The organism is Mumia spirodelae, assembly GCF_050632745.1.
In the GTDB taxonomy this organism is placed as follows: Bacteria; Actinomycetota; Actinomycetes; order Propionibacteriales; family Nocardioidaceae; genus Mumia.
In genome coordinates this window covers 116,515-131,644 of sequence record NZ_JBODSD010000005.1, presented here as the reverse complement: position 1 = coordinate 131,644, position 15,130 = coordinate 116,515, and the positions used below count along the sequence as shown (strand labels likewise).

Sequence of the window (15,130 nt, the reverse complement as noted above, 5' to 3'; positions counted from 1 at the left end):
CGTTCGATGCGGATCACGGCCGTCCCACCTCGTCCGGCGCTGCCGCAGGCTCGCCGTCGGAGTCCGCCGGCTCCCACCGGAGCAGGTCGCCCGGCTGGCAGTCGAGGACCTCGCACAAGGCGGCGAGGGTCGTGAACCGCACCGCCTTGGCCCGTCCGTTCTTGAGGACCGCGAGGTTGGCCGGGGTGATCCCCACGCGCTCGGCGAGCGTGCCGACGGCCATCTTGCGGCGTGCCAGCATCACGTCGATGTCGACGACGATCGGCATCAGATCACCTCGTCGAGCTCGGACCGGAGGTGCCGGGCCTCGGCGTCGCGGGCGACGGCCTGGGCGAGGAGCGTGCGCATCACGAGCACGAGCACCGCCACCCCGGCGAGCACGAGCGAGACCCCGCAGACGAGCCCGACCAGACCCGGTGCCACCTGGTCGCCGGGGCTCGTCCGGTTGCTGTACGCCCCGAGCACCGCCACCGCGAACGTGAGCACCGACGCCGTAGCGATCGCCCCGATGATGATGTCGACGTAGCGGAACGCCGCGTGCGAGAACACCGTGCCGCGCCGGACCATCGTCAACAGCTTCCAGATGCAGACAGCGGTGACCTGCAGCGTGCCGATGCCCAGGACGAGGATCACGACGAACGGGATCCGGATCACTGCCCGCGCGTCCTCCATGTCGATCCAGATCAGCGGCACCAGCACGCACTGGACGAACAACGAGCCAGCCAGCGCGATCGCGAGGATCACCTGCAGCGTTCGTACGGCCCAACCACCCATGAAACGATCCCTTCTCGCCGCGCAACGAGAAGAATCTATCGAAAAACGAGAGGTTGAGCAAGGGCTGACCGGGTGCCGTCCTACTCCTCGGTCGCCTCTCCCGGAATCGCGCGCGTCGCGACGATGTGCTCGGCGACGACGACGAGCCGCGTGCTGGTGATGCTCGAGACGCGCTGGAGAAAACGGAAGGCACGGTTCTCGTCGAGCCCGTAGCGTTCCATGACGATGCCGAGAGCCTCGCCGATGACCGTCCGGCTGCGGACGGACCGGTTGAGGTGCTCGATCTGGCGCGACGAGGACAGGGCGACGGCGATGTGCGCGGACATGGCCAGGCCGACGACCTGGTCGTGGTCGTCGAACGCGTCGACCTGCTCGGAGTACATGTTCAGTGCGCCGTAGTCGTCGGCTGCGGTGAACAGCTGGAAGCAGAGCACGCTGCCGAACTCCAGGTCGTCGTGGACGTGCCGGCTCCACCGCGGCCACCGCTCCTCGTGGCCGAGGTCACGGACGAGGGTGGTCTCGTGCTCGCGGATCGTGTCCAGGCACGGTCCGTCGTTCACCTCGTACTGGAGGAGGTCTGCCTGCCGTGCCCGCTCGCCGGTGGAGTTGAGCGTCTCGATCCGCCCGCCCCGGCGGACCAGGCTGATCGCGGCCTCGTCGCAGCCCGCGATGGTCTCGACGGCCAGCTTGAGTGCGGTGTCGAGCGTGTCGGACTCGTCATCCTGGTCCTTCAACGACCGCGCGAGCTCGGCGAACCGGTCGTCGGGACCCTCGTTCTGGGTCATGACGCCAGGCTACGAGCGTCGGGCGGTGGCGGCAGGCCGATCGATGAGTTCGCGGACGGCGGGAAGTCACACCCGCATGGCACAGCTCGTCTACTCGATGATCACCTCGCTCGACGGCTACGCGGAGGCGGCCGAGGGCGACCTCGGCACCGGGGCTGCCGAGGACGTGGAGGTCCACACCTTCATCAACGACCTGTTCCGCCCCGTCCGCACGTTTCTCTACGGCCGACGCATGTACGAGAGATGGTCTTCTGGGAGGGCGTGCGCGAAGGCTCCGACGTGCCGCCGCACATCCTGGACTACGCGAGGGACTGGCAGGCCGCCGAGAAGATCGTGTACTCGACGACGCTGGAGTCGGTCTCCAGCGCCCGGACGAGGATCGAGCGGAGGTTCGACCCGGATGCGGTGCGCAGGCTCAAGGCCGAGTCCGACCACGACATCTCCGTGGACGGCCCGAACCTCGCGGCACAGGCGATCGCGGCCGGCCTCGTGGACGAGTACCACCTGTTCATCACGTCGAGCGTCGTCGGCGCAGGCAAGCGGTTCTTCCCCGAGGGCGTGCGCCTCGACCTCGACCTGGTCGAGGAGCGTGCGTTCGACAGCGGGCTGCTCTACGCGCACTACCGGACCCGCTGAGGTGCTGTTCTCGGGTGTCGCCTTTGTTCAAGACGCCGCCCCGGCGCGACGGTGATGCTGGTGCTGTCCACGAACGAGCAGCGGCGGGGGAGCCCGCCGCGGAGCGGAGCACCATGAGTCTGGCCGAGCTGAAGATGATCACCCTGGACTGTGCGGACGCCCCTGCGTCGGCGGCGTTCTGGTCGGAGGTGCTGGGTTGGGAGGTGGCGCACTCGCAGGACGAGTACGCCATGCTCACCGGCCCCGCACACGCCCTCGGCTTCGGCACCATCCCCGACTACGAAGCGCCCGGATGGCCCAACGAGCACGGGTCGAAGCAGTTCCACTTCGACCTCGCCGTCGACGATCTTGCGACCGCCGAGAAGGCGATGGTCGACCTCGGGGCGCGAGTCCCGGACGAGCAGCCGGGGGAGACCTGGCGGGTTCTCGTCGATCCCGGCGGTCATCCCTTCTGCCTCACCCTGGCCGGCAACTGGTGAGCCCGCGGCTGGGGCGCATGGCGACTGTCGGCGGGCGCCTCTAGCGTGGGGGCTGTCGTCTCGTGAGCGGAGTCGTCCATGAAGATCGTGATGGTGCCGGGGCTGTGGCTGAACGCCTCGACCTTCGACGAGGTCGTCCCGGTTCTGGCCGAGGCAGGCCACGAGCCGGTGCCGCTGACCCTTCCCGGCATGGAGTCCGTCGAGTCAGACCGCTCCGGCATCACGCTGGAGGATCATGTCGCGACCGTCGCCGCCGTGCTGGAGGCCGCTGACGACCCGGTGCTGCTCGTCGCCCACTCGGCGGGATGCGGCATCGGGCACGCCGCGCTCGACCACCATCCCGACCGGGTGGCGCACGTCGTGCACGTCGGCGGCTTCCCCGTGGCCGACGGCGAGAGCCTCCTCTCGGGTCTGGAGGCCGTCGACGGGGAGGTCGCGATGCCCGACTGGGCCGAGGTCGGCGAGGAGGCCAACATCGTCGACTTCACGCCCGAGCAGCTGACGGCCCTGTACGCCGAGGCGATCCCGGTGCCGGAACGCGTGGTGTCCGACCCGGTCCGCCTCGGCGACCCTCGGCGTCACGGGATTCCGGCGACGTACCTGTGCCCGGAGTACACCGCCGCCGATCTCCGCTCGTGGGTCGACGAGGGCGAGCTGCCCGAGGTGGGCGCGCAGCACAGCGTCGAGTACGTCGACCTCGGCGGTGGGCACTGGCCCCAGATCACGCAGCCGGCCGCACTCGCGGCAGCGATCCTCGCGACGCTGCCGGAGTGAGGTCCCGCCGGACGCTCAGTCCTCCCGCTCGGCCTGCTTTGCCGCCGCCTTGATGTCGTCGGCCTCGACCGTGTCGATGGCGGACTCGACGATCGCGTCGGCCCGCTCGAGCGCCTTGCGGATCTTCACGGCGCCGGGGTCGGACACGAGGGCGAGCAGGCCGGAGTGTCCGGGCGGGATGGCGTTCTCGAGCTCTTCCTCGAGCTCGCCGTGGTGGTGGCGCTGACGCAGCTTGCCGACGAGGGCCCCTGCGGAGCCGCCCACGACCGCGCTGCCGAGGATCGACGGCGGGAAGATCACGCCGAGCGCGATGCCGCCGACGAGGCCCCACTTGAGCCCAGTCTTCGTGCTGTGGTCGGTCGCCTTCTGGACCTCGAGCTTGCCCTCCGCGGAGCGGCTCACCACGACCACGCCCTCGATCTCGACGGTGCGGCCGTCCTCGATCGACTTGAGGGCTTCGTACGCGTCCCACGCGGCGCTGGTGTCACTGAAGTCCGCGACCAGGAGGGTGTAGGCGCCATCGGAGACGGCGGCTGCACTCACGTCCGGGTCGGGTCTGTTGACGTCGTCTGTCATGTCGGGCTCCCTTGAACGGTGGGTTCCAGCCTTCAACGACCACGACGCGGCGGCATCACCCTGGTCGGGTGATGCCGCCGGAGTCTCAGCGAAGTGCCTTCGCCTTCAGCGTGTCGTACTCGTTCTGGTCGATGGCGCCCGAGTCGAGGAGTGCCTTGGCGCTGGCGATCTGGTCGGTCGCCGAGGTCGAGGAGCCGGCGACCTGCTGGATGTAGTCGGCCTGCGCGGCCTGCAGCTCCGCCGCCCTGGCCATCTGTCGTTCGTTCATGCTTCGTCCGCGGGCGATGAGATAGATCAGAGCGCCGAGCCACGGCACGAAGATGAGGAGCACGGCCCACCCCGCCTTCGCCCAGCCGCTGAGCGTGTGGTCGCTGAACAGGTCGAACAGGCAGCGGATCCACACCATCAGTGCGGCGAACCAGATGAAGAACCAGAAGGTCCAGAGAAGCACCTGTCCGAAGTCGTTGGTCATGGAGTCCATGGCAATCCTCTTCTCGTTGTCCCGGGTCCGGGTCGACCGGTAGGCGCAGCGTGGCAGAGCCGGATGGGGTCGCGCAGGCCCAATTCATGGCTGCGAGACCCAGTCCGCGACTCGACGGGTGGTCTCGACAGCGCTTGACAGGAGCTGGAATACCGGACTATACCGGTATTTTCCATCGTCGAGCCAGGGGGCACACATGCTGCGACCCGCCCGTTCCCGATCCCCGTTCCGACTCAGACGGCGAGCCGCGCTCGCCGTGGCGACCGTTGTCGCCGCCGGCGCCCTCGCGGTCCCGGCAGCGACGGCCACCCCTCCATCGGCATCTCCCGAGACGGGCGTCTTCCCCACGCCGCAGTCGACCCGCGCACTGCCGGGCCTTCTGAAGCTCCCGTCCTCGATCGATGTCGTCGCCGGAAGCGACGCGGACGCGCCGGCTGTCGCGGCGACCGTCGCCGCGCTCGGTGCCGACGGTGTCGAGGTGAACGTCGTACGAGACGCGGACGCGGCGGACAGCTCCGTCGTCGTCCACGTCGGTACGGCCGACCAGACGCCGTCGACCACCGCCGCCCTGTCACGGCTGCGGGTCGACGGTCCGGCCGACCTGCCCGACGAGGGGTACGTCCTCGCCGCCGGTCGTGATCGCGGGAAGGGAGTCATCGTGCTGTCCGGCGTCGACGACACCGGCACCTTCTACGCGGCGCAGTCCTTCACCCAGCTTCTCGAAGCGGAGCTCGGCGCGCAGATTCGCGGTGTGGCGATCCGTGACTGGCCGGGGTACGCCGTGCGCGGCGGGATGGAGTCCTTCTACGGACCAGTGTGGTCGCAGGCCGACCGTGTCTCGCAGATCGAGTTCCTCGCGCGGCACAAGATGAACCAGTTCTTCTACGGCCCCGCCGACGACCTGCGTACGGGCTCGAACTGGGCCTCGCTCTATCCCGACGACGAGCTCGCCCGGATGAAGGAGCTCGTCGAGCTCGCCCGAGCGAACCACGTGGACTTCGTCTACCGGATCTCGCCGGAGGCCCCGATGGCCCCGAGCAAGGGGATCTGTCACGTCCGTCCCGCCGACCGCGCAAAGGTCGTCGCTCGGTTCGACCAGCTGTGGGACATCGGCATCCGGACCTTCGTGATCGCCTGGGACGACGTGTCCGGCAGCTTCGCCTGCCCCGAGGACACCGCCGCATACCGCGACGACGCGTCACCCCTGGCCCGCGCGCAGGCCGAGGTCACCAACTACGTCCAGACCGAGTTCATCGAGAAGCGCCCCGGCGCGAGCCGGATGGTCACCGTACCCACGGAGTACTGGGGCAACGACGTCACGACCTATCGGACGCGGTTCGACGACCTGCTCAGCACCGACGTCGACATCTACTGGACCGGCCCCCAGGTCGTCTCGCCGAGCATCAGCAACGACGACGTCACCAAGGCACTGGCGGCCTTCCCGAAGCACAGGCTGATGATCTGGGACAACTACCCGGTCAACGACTACGCGCGCAACCGCCTCCTCGTCGGCCCGTCGGTGGCGCGCGAGGCCGGCATGGAGAAGCGCACGATCGGCATCACGTTCAACGAGATGATCGAGCAGGCGCCCTCGCAGATCGTGCTCGGGACGCAGGCGGACTTCGCGTGGAACCCGCAGGCGTACGACCACGAGCGTGCCTGGACGCGGACGCTGCGCGAGCTCGGTGGCAACGCGTACGAGGAGCTCCGGCTGTTCGCGGAGAACAACCGCTCGTCGCTCCTCGACCCGCCGCAGCCGGCGACGATGACGCACCTCGTCGAGAAGATGACGACCGACTACGCGGCGGGGCGCGACGTGACGCGGACCGCGCGGCAGCTGACGGCGGAGTTCGCCCGCCTCGAGAGCCTCCCGGCATCCCTGCGGGAAGAGCTCGACGATCCGCTGATGCTCGCGGCGATCAAGCCGTGGCTCGACAAGCTCGGCCACTACGGTGCCGCGGGCAAGGCGGCGGTGCGTCTCCTGCTCGCCCAGGACCGAGGCGACGGAGAGGCCGCATGGGCGGCGCGTCGGGACCAGGCGAACGCACGGGCGCTGTCGGACGCGATCGGGAACCAGGTCGCGGCCGGTCCCGTCGAGACGTTGCTGAGCTTCGCCGCGACGCAGAGCGACGGGTTCATCGGCGACCGGTGGTACGGCGATCTCGCTGCGCCTACCGGCGCGCCCGCCGCCGCGTCGGGCTCGAGTCTGGCCCGGGCGGCCGATCGCCGTGCTGACACCGTGTACGTCGCTGCCCGGCCTCCGGAGCAGGGCGAGGCGCTCGTGGTCCCGCTGACCAAGGCGCACCCGCTCGACGCGGTGACGATCGTGCAGGATGCCGCCAGTCCCGCGGACGGCGCCGTGGAGGTCCAGCGCGCCGACGGCACGTGGAAGGCGGTCGGCGTGCTGGGGAAGGGCTACACGCGCCTTCCCGCCGACGTGCCGGACGCCCGGGCGATCCGCATCGCGTGGGCCGCCGGGAGCGTGGCGCCGCGGATCTACGAGGTCTCTCCGCGGTACGCCGACGTCCTGAGTGCCACCGTCACGACCGACCCCGACGGCGGGCTTCTGGCCGCGGGCAGCACGGCGCGGTTCAGCGTGGACGTGGAGGCGCACGACAAAGGTGTCCTCCCGGTGGTCACGAGCGCCGAGGCGCCTGCCGGCTGGACCGTCCGACCGGACCAGCAGTCGGCGCGCCTTCGCGCGCACGGGCGGACCTTGACCCGGTCGTTCCCCCTCGCGGTCGACGTCCCCGAGTCCGCCACGGGGCAGCACACGATCACGGTCCGCGTCGGTGTCCCCGACGGGCCTGCGGTCGAGGTGCCGGTGACGGTCAGCGTCGGGCGCCGCCCCGACGCCCCGTACGCCGAGCTGGTGGCCGCCGCGGACCCCGCGGCGTACTGGCGGCTCGGGGAGTCCAGCGGCCTCGTCGCACACGACGAGGTCGAGGGCGGTGCCTCTGGCGACTACACCCGTGGCGCCAAGCCGGGTGCTGCGGGCGCCGTCGCGGGTGACACGGCTGCGGACCTGGCGACGGGGTACGTCGAGGCGCCGAGGACGGCGGCGACCAACCTCACCGGTCCGTTCACCGTCGAGGCGTGGATCAAGCTGGACTCCATCGCCGCCTCGCCGGGGCAGGCCGTCGTCGAGAGCTATACCGGACCCGCGGTGAACGGCTTCGCCCTTCGTGTCGACAACGGACGCCTGCAGGGCTGGAGCCTCGGCGCGTCGTCGTACGGCCTCGTCACCGGCCGTACGACGCTGGACACCGGCACGTGGCACCACGTGGCGCTCACCCACGACGGCACACGGCTCACCGTGTACGTCGACGGTGTGGCCGACGGCAGCGTGGCGACCTCGGTGACGCCGTCGTCGGGGACGTCGTCGATCAAGCTCGGCGCGCGCGGCGACGACGCGGCGAACCAGCTGGCCGGTGACCTCGACGAGGTCGCGCTCTACCGGAGTGCGCTGTCGGCCGACGCGATCGCGGGGCACTTCCTGGCGGCGCCCACCCCGTGAGGCGTGGTCCTCCCGGCTCGTACGGCGCAGCGCCGTACGAGCCGGGAGGGCCTGTCCGGACGGTTCGGCGGTCAGGACGCGGGTTTGCTGACGTGCATCTTGATCGCGTAGCGGTCGCCTCGGTACAGCGAGCGCCCGAACTCGACGCAGTTCCCCATGTTGTCGATCGAGAGACGCTCGACCAGGAAGGCCGGCGTACCCGCGGCGACCTCGAGCTTGCGCGCGTCGGCGGCCGTGAGCGTCGCGATCGACACAGTCTGCTCGGCCGACTCCAGCCGGATGCCGAACTGCGCACCGAGCACCTCGTACAGGGAGGTCTCGTCGCTCATGGCGTCGAGCAGACCCGGGTACTTCGCGGCCGAGAGGTTGGTGCGCTCGAGCGCCATCGGTGTCCCGTCGGCTGTGCGTACGCGCTCGAGGTGGAAGATCTCGTCGCCGGGCTCGACACCGAGCCGCTCGGCGACGTCCCGATCGGCGCTGCGGACGCTGCCACGGAGGTTCCGGGCGCCGGGGACCATCCCTCGCAGGCGCATGTCCTCGCTGAAGGACCTGAGGATCTCCGAATGGATCAGCGTCGGGTGCTCCACGAACGTCCCTCGCCCCGGGACCCGGCGCACGAGTCCCTCGACCTCCAGCGCGTCGATCGACCCGCGCACTGTCATGCGGGCCACGCCGAACCGCTCGGCGAGGACGCGCTCGGAGGGGAGCAGGGATCCTGCGCGCGACTCCATGACGAGCTTGGTCAGCGCCTCGCGGATCTGTTCGCCCTTGGGTCTGCCTGGCGCCGTGACCAGAGTCTCCGCCGCCGCGTCGCTCGCCATGTGCTTCGCCCTCGGCACGTTCCACCTCCATCCCTCGTCCGGTCGGGGGGTGCTCGCCATCGTAGTGACCGGCCCGTCCGCCAGCGGTGTTTCTCAGGTGTGCGCACCCCGTTGACTTCTGGTCTATACCAGTATTACTGTCGCGGCATCGCGCCGTGCAACGAGGGTCGACGTGATGCACCGACGTAGGTGATCTGGAGGAAAAATGACCAAGAACTGGCGGGGAATCGCCACGCTGGCCGCGACGATGCTCGTCGTCGCCGGCTGCGTTCCGAGCAGCTCCGACGACGACGCGCAGGACGACAGCGACTCCGTGACCCTCAAGGTCTGGGGATGGCGCCAGGAGGACGCGGCGGCGTACAAGAAGATCTTCGCGATCTACGAGAAGGACCATCCCGGCGTGACGGTCGAGTACGTCCCGTACAAGAACACCGAGTACGACACCATCCTGAAGACAGGGCTCACCGACGCGAACGGCCCCGACGTGGCGCAGCTGCGGTCGTACGGGCTTCTCCAGCCGCTCGTCGCCGCGAAGAGCCTCGTCCCGCTGACCGACGAGGTGCCGGCGCTCGCCGACTTCCCCGACGAGGTTCTCGACGGCGCACGTGGCGAGGGTGACGACACGGTCTACGGCGTCCCGTTCGCGCTCCAGACGCTGCACGTGATCTACAACAAGGAGCTGTTCGCAGAGCACGACCTCGAGGAGCCCACGACGTGGGCCGACATGGAAGCTGCGTTCAAGACCTTCCAGCAGGCCGAGGTCGTCCCGCTCGCCAACACGGTCACCGACACCTGGATGCTGCCCATCGAGCAGGAGATCTTCGGCGCGACCACGTACGGGGGCGCCGACTTCCTCGCCAAGATGCTCACGGGCGAGGCCTCGTTCACCGACCCCGCGTGGGTCGACTCCGTCGAGACCTGGAAGGGCACCAGCGACTACTGGGCCCCCAAGTCGTCGGGCATGAGCTACACCGACGCGCAGGCGCTGTTCAGCTCCGGACAGGCAGCGATGTTCCCCGGCGGCGTCTGGGAGCTCGCCGGATTCAAGAAGGCGAACCCGGATCTCGAGCTGGGCATCTTCAACGCACCCCCGGCTCCGGGTGCCGCCGTCCAGGAGACCCTGGTCCCGGGCTACGTCGATGGCTCGTTCGGCGTCTCGGAGAAGTCCACGCACCAGGAGGCCGCAGTCGACCTCGTCACGTGGATGGCGTCCGAGGACTTCGGACAGGCATTCTCCGAGGAGCTCCAGCAGATCTCCCCGGTGCCCGGCGTCGAGCCGAACGACGAGCTCCTGGCCGAGGCGCTGGAGACGTACCGCGCGAACCCGAGCCCGTACCTGACGTACGCCTACTTCTCCGGTGGCACGCCGACGGCGTGGGACCTGGCCTCGGCGGAGTTCTCGAAGGTGATCCTCGGCAAGGCCACGCCTGAGCAGGCGGCCGCGTCGATCCAGCAGGGCGTCGACCAGTGGTTCAAGCCCCAGCCGTGAGCACCCCGACAGCGGAGCGGCGCCGACGCCGCGCGACGCGGACGTCACGGGGGTGGATCCTCGTGTTCTGCACGCCGGCGTTCGCCCTCTACACGGTGTTCGTCGTCGCTCCGCTCGTCACGGCCTTCGTGTACGGCCTGTTCACCTGGAACGGCACGCAGCCGAGCGGCTTCGTCGGAGTCGACAACTACCGCGAGATCCTCACGCGCTACCCGGTCAATGAGCAGATCGCCACGGCGCTGTGGCACAACGTCGTGTTCTTCCTGGGCACGATGCTCATCCAGAACACGATCGGACTCGGCCTGGCGCTCCTGCTCTTCCGCAACCCGTGGGGCAAGCGCCTCTTCCAGACGCTGTTCTCGATGCCGTTCCTCATCAGCCCGCTGATCGTCGGCTACCTGTGGTCGCTGCTCCTCAGTCCCACGTTCGGTCCGATCAACGCGATCCTCGAGGGGGTCGGTCTCGAGTCGTGGGCGCGACCGTGGCTCGGTGAACCCGGCACGGCCCTCCCGGTCCTCGTGCTCGTGAACGCCTGGCAGTGGGTGGGCGGGCCCGTGCTCATCTTCGGCGCGGCGCTCGGCGGGATCCCGCGCGAGCTCGAGGAGGCGGCGTCCCTCGACGGCGCGTCGGCGGCGCGCACCTTCTGGAGCGTCCGGCTGCCGCTGCTGATGCCGGCGGTCGGCGTGATCACGGTCCTCACGTTCATCGGGTGCTTCAACATCTTCGACCTGCCGTACGCCCTCGGGGGCTCCGGCGGGGGACCCGCAGGGTCGATGGACGTGCTCGGCCTGCTCTTCTACCGCACGGCGTTCGAAGGCGGGACGAACGCGATCGGTGAGTCGTCGGCACTGGCGGTGCTGATCTTCGTGCTGATCTTCGGGATCGCGATCGGGCTCGAACGAGTCCTGCGACGCAAGGAGGCCGACCGATGACGACCGCGACAGCACCTCGGGTCGCGCGGGCTGCGACACCGCCGACGCCGCAGCGGCCGCGGCGGCGACGGCGGACGGCACGCAAGGCGGGGGTCCAGCTCGTCCTGTGGCTCTACGCGGCGATCGCGTTCGGGCCGCTGGTCCTCGTCGTGATCGGCTCGCTCCGGCCGAACGCGGACCTCCTGCGTGACCCGGTCGGTCTCCCGACCTCGCTCGACCTCTCGAACTACACCAGGGCCTGGCAGACGGCGTCGATGTCGACGTACTTCGTCAACTCCCTCGTGATCACCGTCGCGTCGGTCGCACTCTGCGTCATCGTCTCGGTGATGGTGGCGTACGCCCTCTCGCGATGGGACTTCCGCGGCCGGGCGGTGCTCGCGGCGTTCTTCCTCGCGGGGATCATGGTCCCCGCGAAGCTCGGCCTCCTCCCGGTCTTCTACATGTTCCAGTCGTTCGGCCTGATCGACAGCCGCATCGGTCTCGTGCTCCTCTACGCCGCCAGCGGGATCCCGTTCTCGGTGTTCGTCATCATGGCCTTCATGCGCAGCCTCCCGCTCGAGCTGGAAGAGGCGGCGAAGATCGACGGTGCGCACGAGGGCCGGATCTTCGTCTCGATCGTGCTTCCGCTGGTACGCCCGGCGATCGCGGTGGTCACCGTCTTCCAGTTCGCTCCCACGTGGAACGACTTCTTCTATCCCCTCGTCCTCCTGCGCAGCGACGAGAAGTACACGGTCCCGGTCGGACTGACGCGGTTCTTCGGCGAGTTCTCCGCCGACCGCGGCACGTTGTTCGCCGGGCTCGTCATCGCCCTGCTGCCGCTCGCGATCGTGTTCACGCTGGCGACCAAGCAGATCGTCGCGGGCCTGACGGCGGGAATCAGCAAGTGAGCACCTATGTCGGCATCGACGGCGGGAAGTCCGGCCTGCGCGTGCTCGTGCAGAGCCCGGACGGCCGGCTGTACGGCGAGGGACCCGGATTCGCCTACGGGCGCGACGACGTGGCGTCGATCGTGACGGCAGTCGGCGAGGCCGTACGCCCCCTCGACCTGCCCACGGCCATCGCCGGCGTCTGCGCCGGCCTGACCGGCGTACCCGGCGACGCGCGCATGCGGCAACGGGTGCGCCAAGGAATCGAGGACGTCCTCGGGGCTCCTGCCCTCCTGGTCGAGGACGTCGTGATCGCGCACGCCGGCGCCCTCGGAGGGGCGGGCGCGGTCGCGTGCGTCGGCACCGGAGTCACGGTGCTGGCCCTCAGCGGATCACAGCGCACCGGCCGGATCGACGGCTGGGGGCCGATCATCGGCGACCGCGGGAGCGCGTACGCGATCGGGCAGCGCGGGCTGCAGGCAGCGGCCGCGGCGCTCGACGGCGCGGGGCCGGCGACGCGGCTGTCCGAGGCGTTCGTCGAGGAGCTCGGCGGAGCGGGCCTCCACGACGTCCAGGACTTCTACCGAGACGCCTCGCCCGTGGCGCGGACGGCCGCATTCGCCGCTGCCGTCGTCGCGGACGCGGACCGTGGGGACCCGGTCGCGCGCGAGATCTGCCTCGCCGCCGCCGACGACCTCGCGCGGTCGGTGGAGGCGGCCGGCGAGCGCGCGAAGCTCGCCGACCACGAACGGATCGCCAGCTACGCCGGGCGTCTCCTCGACAGCGGCACGATCCTCCTGCAGGCCTTCCGCGCCCGCTTGACGTCGTCGGGGTGGGAGGTCGTACGACCCCGTGGCGGGTCCCTTGACGGCGGCGTCGCGCTCGCGCATTCGCCGCATCCCACGTACCACGCGATTCTCGAGAGCTGGAAGGACACCGAAGAGTGCTGAGCATCGGCCACGGCGCCGAACGAGTCACCGTCGAGCAGGGCGAGCCGATGGGCGGGTACGCGGACCGGCCGAGCGGAGTCGACGGCACGCTCGACCCTCTCGAGGCGCACGCCATCAGCCTCACCGACGGCGTGCACCGCTTCGTCCTCGTCACGGTCGACCTCATCTGCGTCAACACCGACCTCGTCGCCCAGGTCCGCGACACCGTCGGCGACCGCCTCGGCGTCGACAGCTGCTGGGTGTCGGCCACCCACACCCACGCGAGTCCGGAGGCCGGTTGCCATCCAGGCGGGGCCGCGACCCCCGAGCCGGTGGCCGCACGCGTGGTCCGGGCGTGCGTCGCGGCGATCGAGAGGGCCGTCGCCCAGGAGGAGGCCTGCAGCGTGCACCCGGTTCGGGCGCTGGTCGGCGGCCTCGCCGGTCCCCGCAACGCGCCGCCGTCGGAGCAGGCGGTCCTTCCCGTCGATGCCGTCGCGTTCGCTGCCGAGGGCGGCATCCGCGGACTCCTCACCGTGACGCCGGTTCATCCGACGGTGTTCGGCGCCGACAACAACGCCGTGAGCGCCGACCTCGTCGGCGGCATCCGTCGCGCGCTCGCCGCGCGTACCAACGCCTGGGTCGTCTCGGCGACCGGTGCCGCCGGGGACGTCAGCACGCGTCACACGAGGACCGCCCGCAGCAGTGGCGAGATCGCCAGGCTCGGTCAGCTCGTCGCCGACGCGCTCCTGCCGCTCACGGTCGAGGCCGAGGGCGTGGACGAGGGCGTGCTGGCGCCACCGATCCGGCGCCGCGTCGACCTGTTGCCCAAGACCCCGGGCGAGCTGGCCGACCTGCCGAGACTCCTCACCGGCGAGCACAGCGACGCCGAGACGCGGAGCGAGAGCGTCCTGCGTCAGGGCGCTGTGATCGCCGCCGGACTCGCCGCGGACGCGCGCACGGCTCCGTACGCGGTGGACCTCGAGGTCGTACGGCTCGGCCCGGTCCTCCTCGTGGCCGTACCGGGCGAGCTGTTCCTCGCGCTCGGTGAGGAGATCCGCGCGAGGCTCGCGGCTTCCAGCGCCGCGATCGTGCTCGGCTACACGAACGGCTACCTGGGCTACCTCCCGACCCACGACGCCGGCCCCTGCTACGAGGTCCTCGCCAGCCCGGTCACGTCCGGCAGCGGCAAAAAGCTCGCGGACACCGCCGTCACCCTTGCAAAGGAGATCCTGCGATGACCCCCCTTCCCTCGTACGCGGCGGTTGCCCGGCACAGCGTCGACGCGGTCGTGTCCACCCAGCTCGACGCCCTCGAGCGTGCCGCGGACCTCGTCGTCGCAGCGCTCGGGAGCGGGGGAGTGGTGCAGGCGTTCGGCACCGGCCACTCCCGGATCGTGACGTTGGAGCTCGCAGGCCGGGCGGGTGGTCTCGCTCCCGTGGGCATGCTCGCGGTCAAGGACCTGGTGATGTTCGGCGGCACCGACCCGGCCCTCATCCTCGATCCCACCTTCGAGCGTGAGCCCGGCATCGCGGCGCGCGTCTACGAGCTCGCCGCGCCGTGCGCCGAGGACGTCTTCGTCATCGTCTCCAACTCGGGCATCAACGCCGCGATCGTCGAGATGGCACAGCTCGCGCGAGACAACGGGCATCCCGTCATCGCGATCACCTCCCTCGCGCACACCGGCTCGACCGCGTCGCGGGATGCCTCGGGCAAGCGCCTCGTCGATCTCGCCGACGTTGTGATCGACAACTGCGCTCCCCAGGGCGACGCCGCTGTGGAGATCGCGCCCGGAGTCGCCATCGGAGCGGTCTCGTCGCTCACCGGTGTGCTCATCGCCCAGCTGTTGACCGAGCTGGTCTGTCGCCGCCTCATCGCAGCCGACGAGCCGCTGCCGGTCCACCTGAGCGCCAACCTTCCTGCTGGTGACGCGCACAACGCGCGCCTGTACGAGGCGTACGGGGCGCGGGTGCGACCGATCGAACCCTGAGCGCGGCGCTCAGTTGTCGGGCTGACGAAGGACCTTGGTCACTGGCAGCGGCGTCCGCCCCCGTTCACGCTGAGGGACAAGGCA

16 protein-coding genes are annotated in these 15,130 nt (G+C 70.2%); 10 read left to right on the top strand and 6 right to left on the bottom strand.

What is annotated here, in order from left to right:
• Positions 1 to 13: 13 nt before the first annotated feature.
• From ACQSSQ_RS20695 to ACQSSQ_RS20685, 3 genes are all read right to left on the bottom strand, one after another.
• Positions 14 to 268, bottom strand: a complete 255-nt coding sequence (locus tag ACQSSQ_RS20695) for a helix-turn-helix domain-containing protein (RefSeq protein WP_431329025.1) — start codon at positions 266 to 268, stop codon at positions 14 to 16.
• Positions 268 to 774 (bottom strand): DUF2975 domain-containing protein, encoded by a 507-nt coding sequence (locus ACQSSQ_RS20690; RefSeq protein ID WP_431329024.1) that lies wholly within the window; start codon positions 772 to 774, stop codon positions 268 to 270. Before ACQSSQ_RS20690 ends, ACQSSQ_RS20695 begins: the two co-directional genes overlap by 1 nt.
• A gap of 80 nt (positions 775 to 854) precedes the next feature.
• Positions 855 to 1,559, bottom strand: a complete 705-nt coding sequence (locus tag ACQSSQ_RS20685; protein ID WP_431329023.1) for a GAF and ANTAR domain-containing protein — start codon at positions 1,557 to 1,559, stop codon at positions 855 to 857.
• Between the two features lie 243 nt (positions 1,560 to 1,802).
• Here ACQSSQ_RS20685 and ACQSSQ_RS20680 point away from each other — a divergent pair, with 243 nt between their 5' ends.
• The 3 genes from ACQSSQ_RS20680 to ACQSSQ_RS20670 all read left to right on the top strand — a co-directional run bounded on the left by ACQSSQ_RS20680 (position 1,803) and on the right by ACQSSQ_RS20670 (position 3,448).
• Positions 1,803 to 2,195, top strand: coding sequence for a dihydrofolate reductase family protein (locus ACQSSQ_RS20680; protein ID WP_431329022.1), 393 nt, complete (start codon positions 1,803 to 1,805; stop codon positions 2,193 to 2,195).
• A 113-nt stretch (positions 2,196 to 2,308) separates the two neighbouring features.
• Complete coding sequence (locus ACQSSQ_RS20675) at positions 2,309 to 2,674, top strand: VOC family protein (protein WP_431329021.1); 366 nt, start codon at positions 2,309 to 2,311, stop codon at positions 2,672 to 2,674.
• Positions 2,675 to 2,752: 78 nt separating this feature from the next.
• Positions 2,753 to 3,448 carry an alpha/beta hydrolase gene (locus tag ACQSSQ_RS20670; protein ID WP_431329020.1) on the top strand — a complete coding sequence of 232 codons (696 nt, stop codon included), beginning with the start codon at positions 2,753 to 2,755 and terminating at the stop codon, positions 3,446 to 3,448.
• Between the two features lie 15 nt (positions 3,449 to 3,463).
• On the opposite strand, the gene ACQSSQ_RS20665 is transcribed toward ACQSSQ_RS20670, so the two are convergent.
• Positions 3,464 to 4,024, bottom strand: coding sequence for a DUF1269 domain-containing protein (locus ACQSSQ_RS20665; RefSeq protein WP_431329019.1), 561 nt, complete (start codon positions 4,022 to 4,024; stop codon positions 3,464 to 3,466).
• Between the two features lie 85 nt (positions 4,025 to 4,109).
• Positions 4,110 to 4,505, bottom strand: coding sequence for an SHOCT domain-containing protein (locus ACQSSQ_RS20660; RefSeq protein ID WP_431329018.1), 396 nt, complete (start codon positions 4,503 to 4,505; stop codon positions 4,110 to 4,112).
• Between the two features lie 256 nt (positions 4,506 to 4,761).
• Here ACQSSQ_RS20660 and ACQSSQ_RS20655 point away from each other — a divergent pair, with 256 nt between their 5' ends.
• Entirely contained in the window at positions 4,762 to 8,022 is a 3,261-nt protein-coding gene (locus tag ACQSSQ_RS20655) for a beta-N-acetylglucosaminidase domain-containing protein (protein ID WP_431329017.1), read from the top strand.
• Between the two features lie 71 nt (positions 8,023 to 8,093).
• Here ACQSSQ_RS20655 and ACQSSQ_RS20650 read toward each other — a convergent pair whose 3' ends face one another.
• Entirely contained in the window at positions 8,094 to 8,861 is a 768-nt protein-coding gene (locus ACQSSQ_RS20650; RefSeq protein ID WP_431329016.1) for a GntR family transcriptional regulator, read from the bottom strand.
• Between the two features lie 187 nt (positions 8,862 to 9,048).
• Here ACQSSQ_RS20650 and ACQSSQ_RS20645 point away from each other — a divergent pair, with 187 nt between their 5' ends.
• The 6 genes from ACQSSQ_RS20645 to ACQSSQ_RS20620 are packed head-to-tail and all read left to right on the top strand — an operon-like array spanning position 9,049 to position 15,046.
• Positions 9,049 to 10,332 (top strand): ABC transporter substrate-binding protein, encoded by a 1,284-nt coding sequence (locus ACQSSQ_RS20645; protein ID WP_431329015.1) that lies wholly within the window; start codon positions 9,049 to 9,051, stop codon positions 10,330 to 10,332.
• Positions 10,329 to 11,264, top strand: coding sequence for a carbohydrate ABC transporter permease (locus tag ACQSSQ_RS20640; protein WP_431329014.1), 936 nt, complete (start codon positions 10,329 to 10,331; stop codon positions 11,262 to 11,264). The genes ACQSSQ_RS20645 and ACQSSQ_RS20640 overlap by 4 nt, the downstream gene beginning before the upstream one ends.
• A complete protein-coding gene (locus ACQSSQ_RS20635; protein WP_431329013.1) occupies positions 11,261 to 12,151 on the top strand; it encodes a carbohydrate ABC transporter permease in 891 nt (296 codons plus the stop codon). Before ACQSSQ_RS20640 ends, ACQSSQ_RS20635 begins: the two co-directional genes overlap by 4 nt.
• On the top strand, positions 12,148 to 13,080 hold the full coding sequence (locus ACQSSQ_RS20630; protein ID WP_431329012.1) for a BadF/BadG/BcrA/BcrD ATPase family protein: 933 nt from the start codon (positions 12,148 to 12,150) through the stop codon (positions 13,078 to 13,080). The genes ACQSSQ_RS20635 and ACQSSQ_RS20630 overlap by 4 nt, the downstream gene beginning before the upstream one ends.
• Positions 13,074 to 14,297 (top strand): hypothetical protein, encoded by a 1,224-nt coding sequence (locus tag ACQSSQ_RS20625; protein ID WP_431329011.1) that lies wholly within the window; start codon positions 13,074 to 13,076, stop codon positions 14,295 to 14,297. Before ACQSSQ_RS20630 ends, ACQSSQ_RS20625 begins: the two co-directional genes overlap by 7 nt.
• Positions 14,294 to 15,046: a sugar isomerase domain-containing protein gene (locus tag ACQSSQ_RS20620; RefSeq protein ID WP_431329010.1), complete on the top strand. Its 753-nt coding sequence runs from the start codon at positions 14,294 to 14,296 to the stop codon at positions 15,044 to 15,046. The genes ACQSSQ_RS20625 and ACQSSQ_RS20620 overlap by 4 nt, the downstream gene beginning before the upstream one ends.
• The last annotated feature ends 84 nt before the right edge of the window (positions 15,047 to 15,130 follow it).

Coding starts and splice junctions, on each gene's coding strand:
- ACQSSQ_RS20695 (WP_431329025.1), bottom strand. CDS start 268: ATGCCGATCGTCGTCGACATCGACGTGATGCTGGCACGCCGCAAGATG.
- ACQSSQ_RS20690 (WP_431329024.1), bottom strand. CDS start 774: ATGGGTGGTTGGGCCGTACGAACGCTGCAGGTGATCCTCGCGATCGCG.
- ACQSSQ_RS20685 (WP_431329023.1), bottom strand. CDS start 1,559: ATGACCCAGAACGAGGGTCCCGACGACCGGTTCGCCGAGCTCGCGCGG.
- ACQSSQ_RS20680 (WP_431329022.1), top strand. CDS start 1,803: ATGGTCTTCTGGGAGGGCGTGCGCGAAGGCTCCGACGTGCCGCCGCAC.
- ACQSSQ_RS20675 (WP_431329021.1), top strand. CDS start 2,309: ATGAGTCTGGCCGAGCTGAAGATGATCACCCTGGACTGTGCGGACGCC.
- ACQSSQ_RS20670 (WP_431329020.1), top strand. CDS start 2,753: ATGAAGATCGTGATGGTGCCGGGGCTGTGGCTGAACGCCTCGACCTTC.
- ACQSSQ_RS20665 (WP_431329019.1), bottom strand. CDS start 4,024: ATGACAGACGACGTCAACAGACCCGACCCGGACGTGAGTGCAGCCGCC.
- ACQSSQ_RS20660 (WP_431329018.1), bottom strand. CDS start 4,505: ATGGACTCCATGACCAACGACTTCGGACAGGTGCTTCTCTGGACCTTC.
- ACQSSQ_RS20645 (WP_431329015.1), top strand. CDS start 9,049: ATGACCAAGAACTGGCGGGGAATCGCCACGCTGGCCGCGACGATGCTC.
- ACQSSQ_RS20635 (WP_431329013.1), top strand. CDS start 11,261: ATGACGACCGCGACAGCACCTCGGGTCGCGCGGGCTGCGACACCGCCG.
- ACQSSQ_RS20620 (WP_431329010.1), top strand. CDS start 14,294: ATGACCCCCCTTCCCTCGTACGCGGCGGTTGCCCGGCACAGCGTCGAC.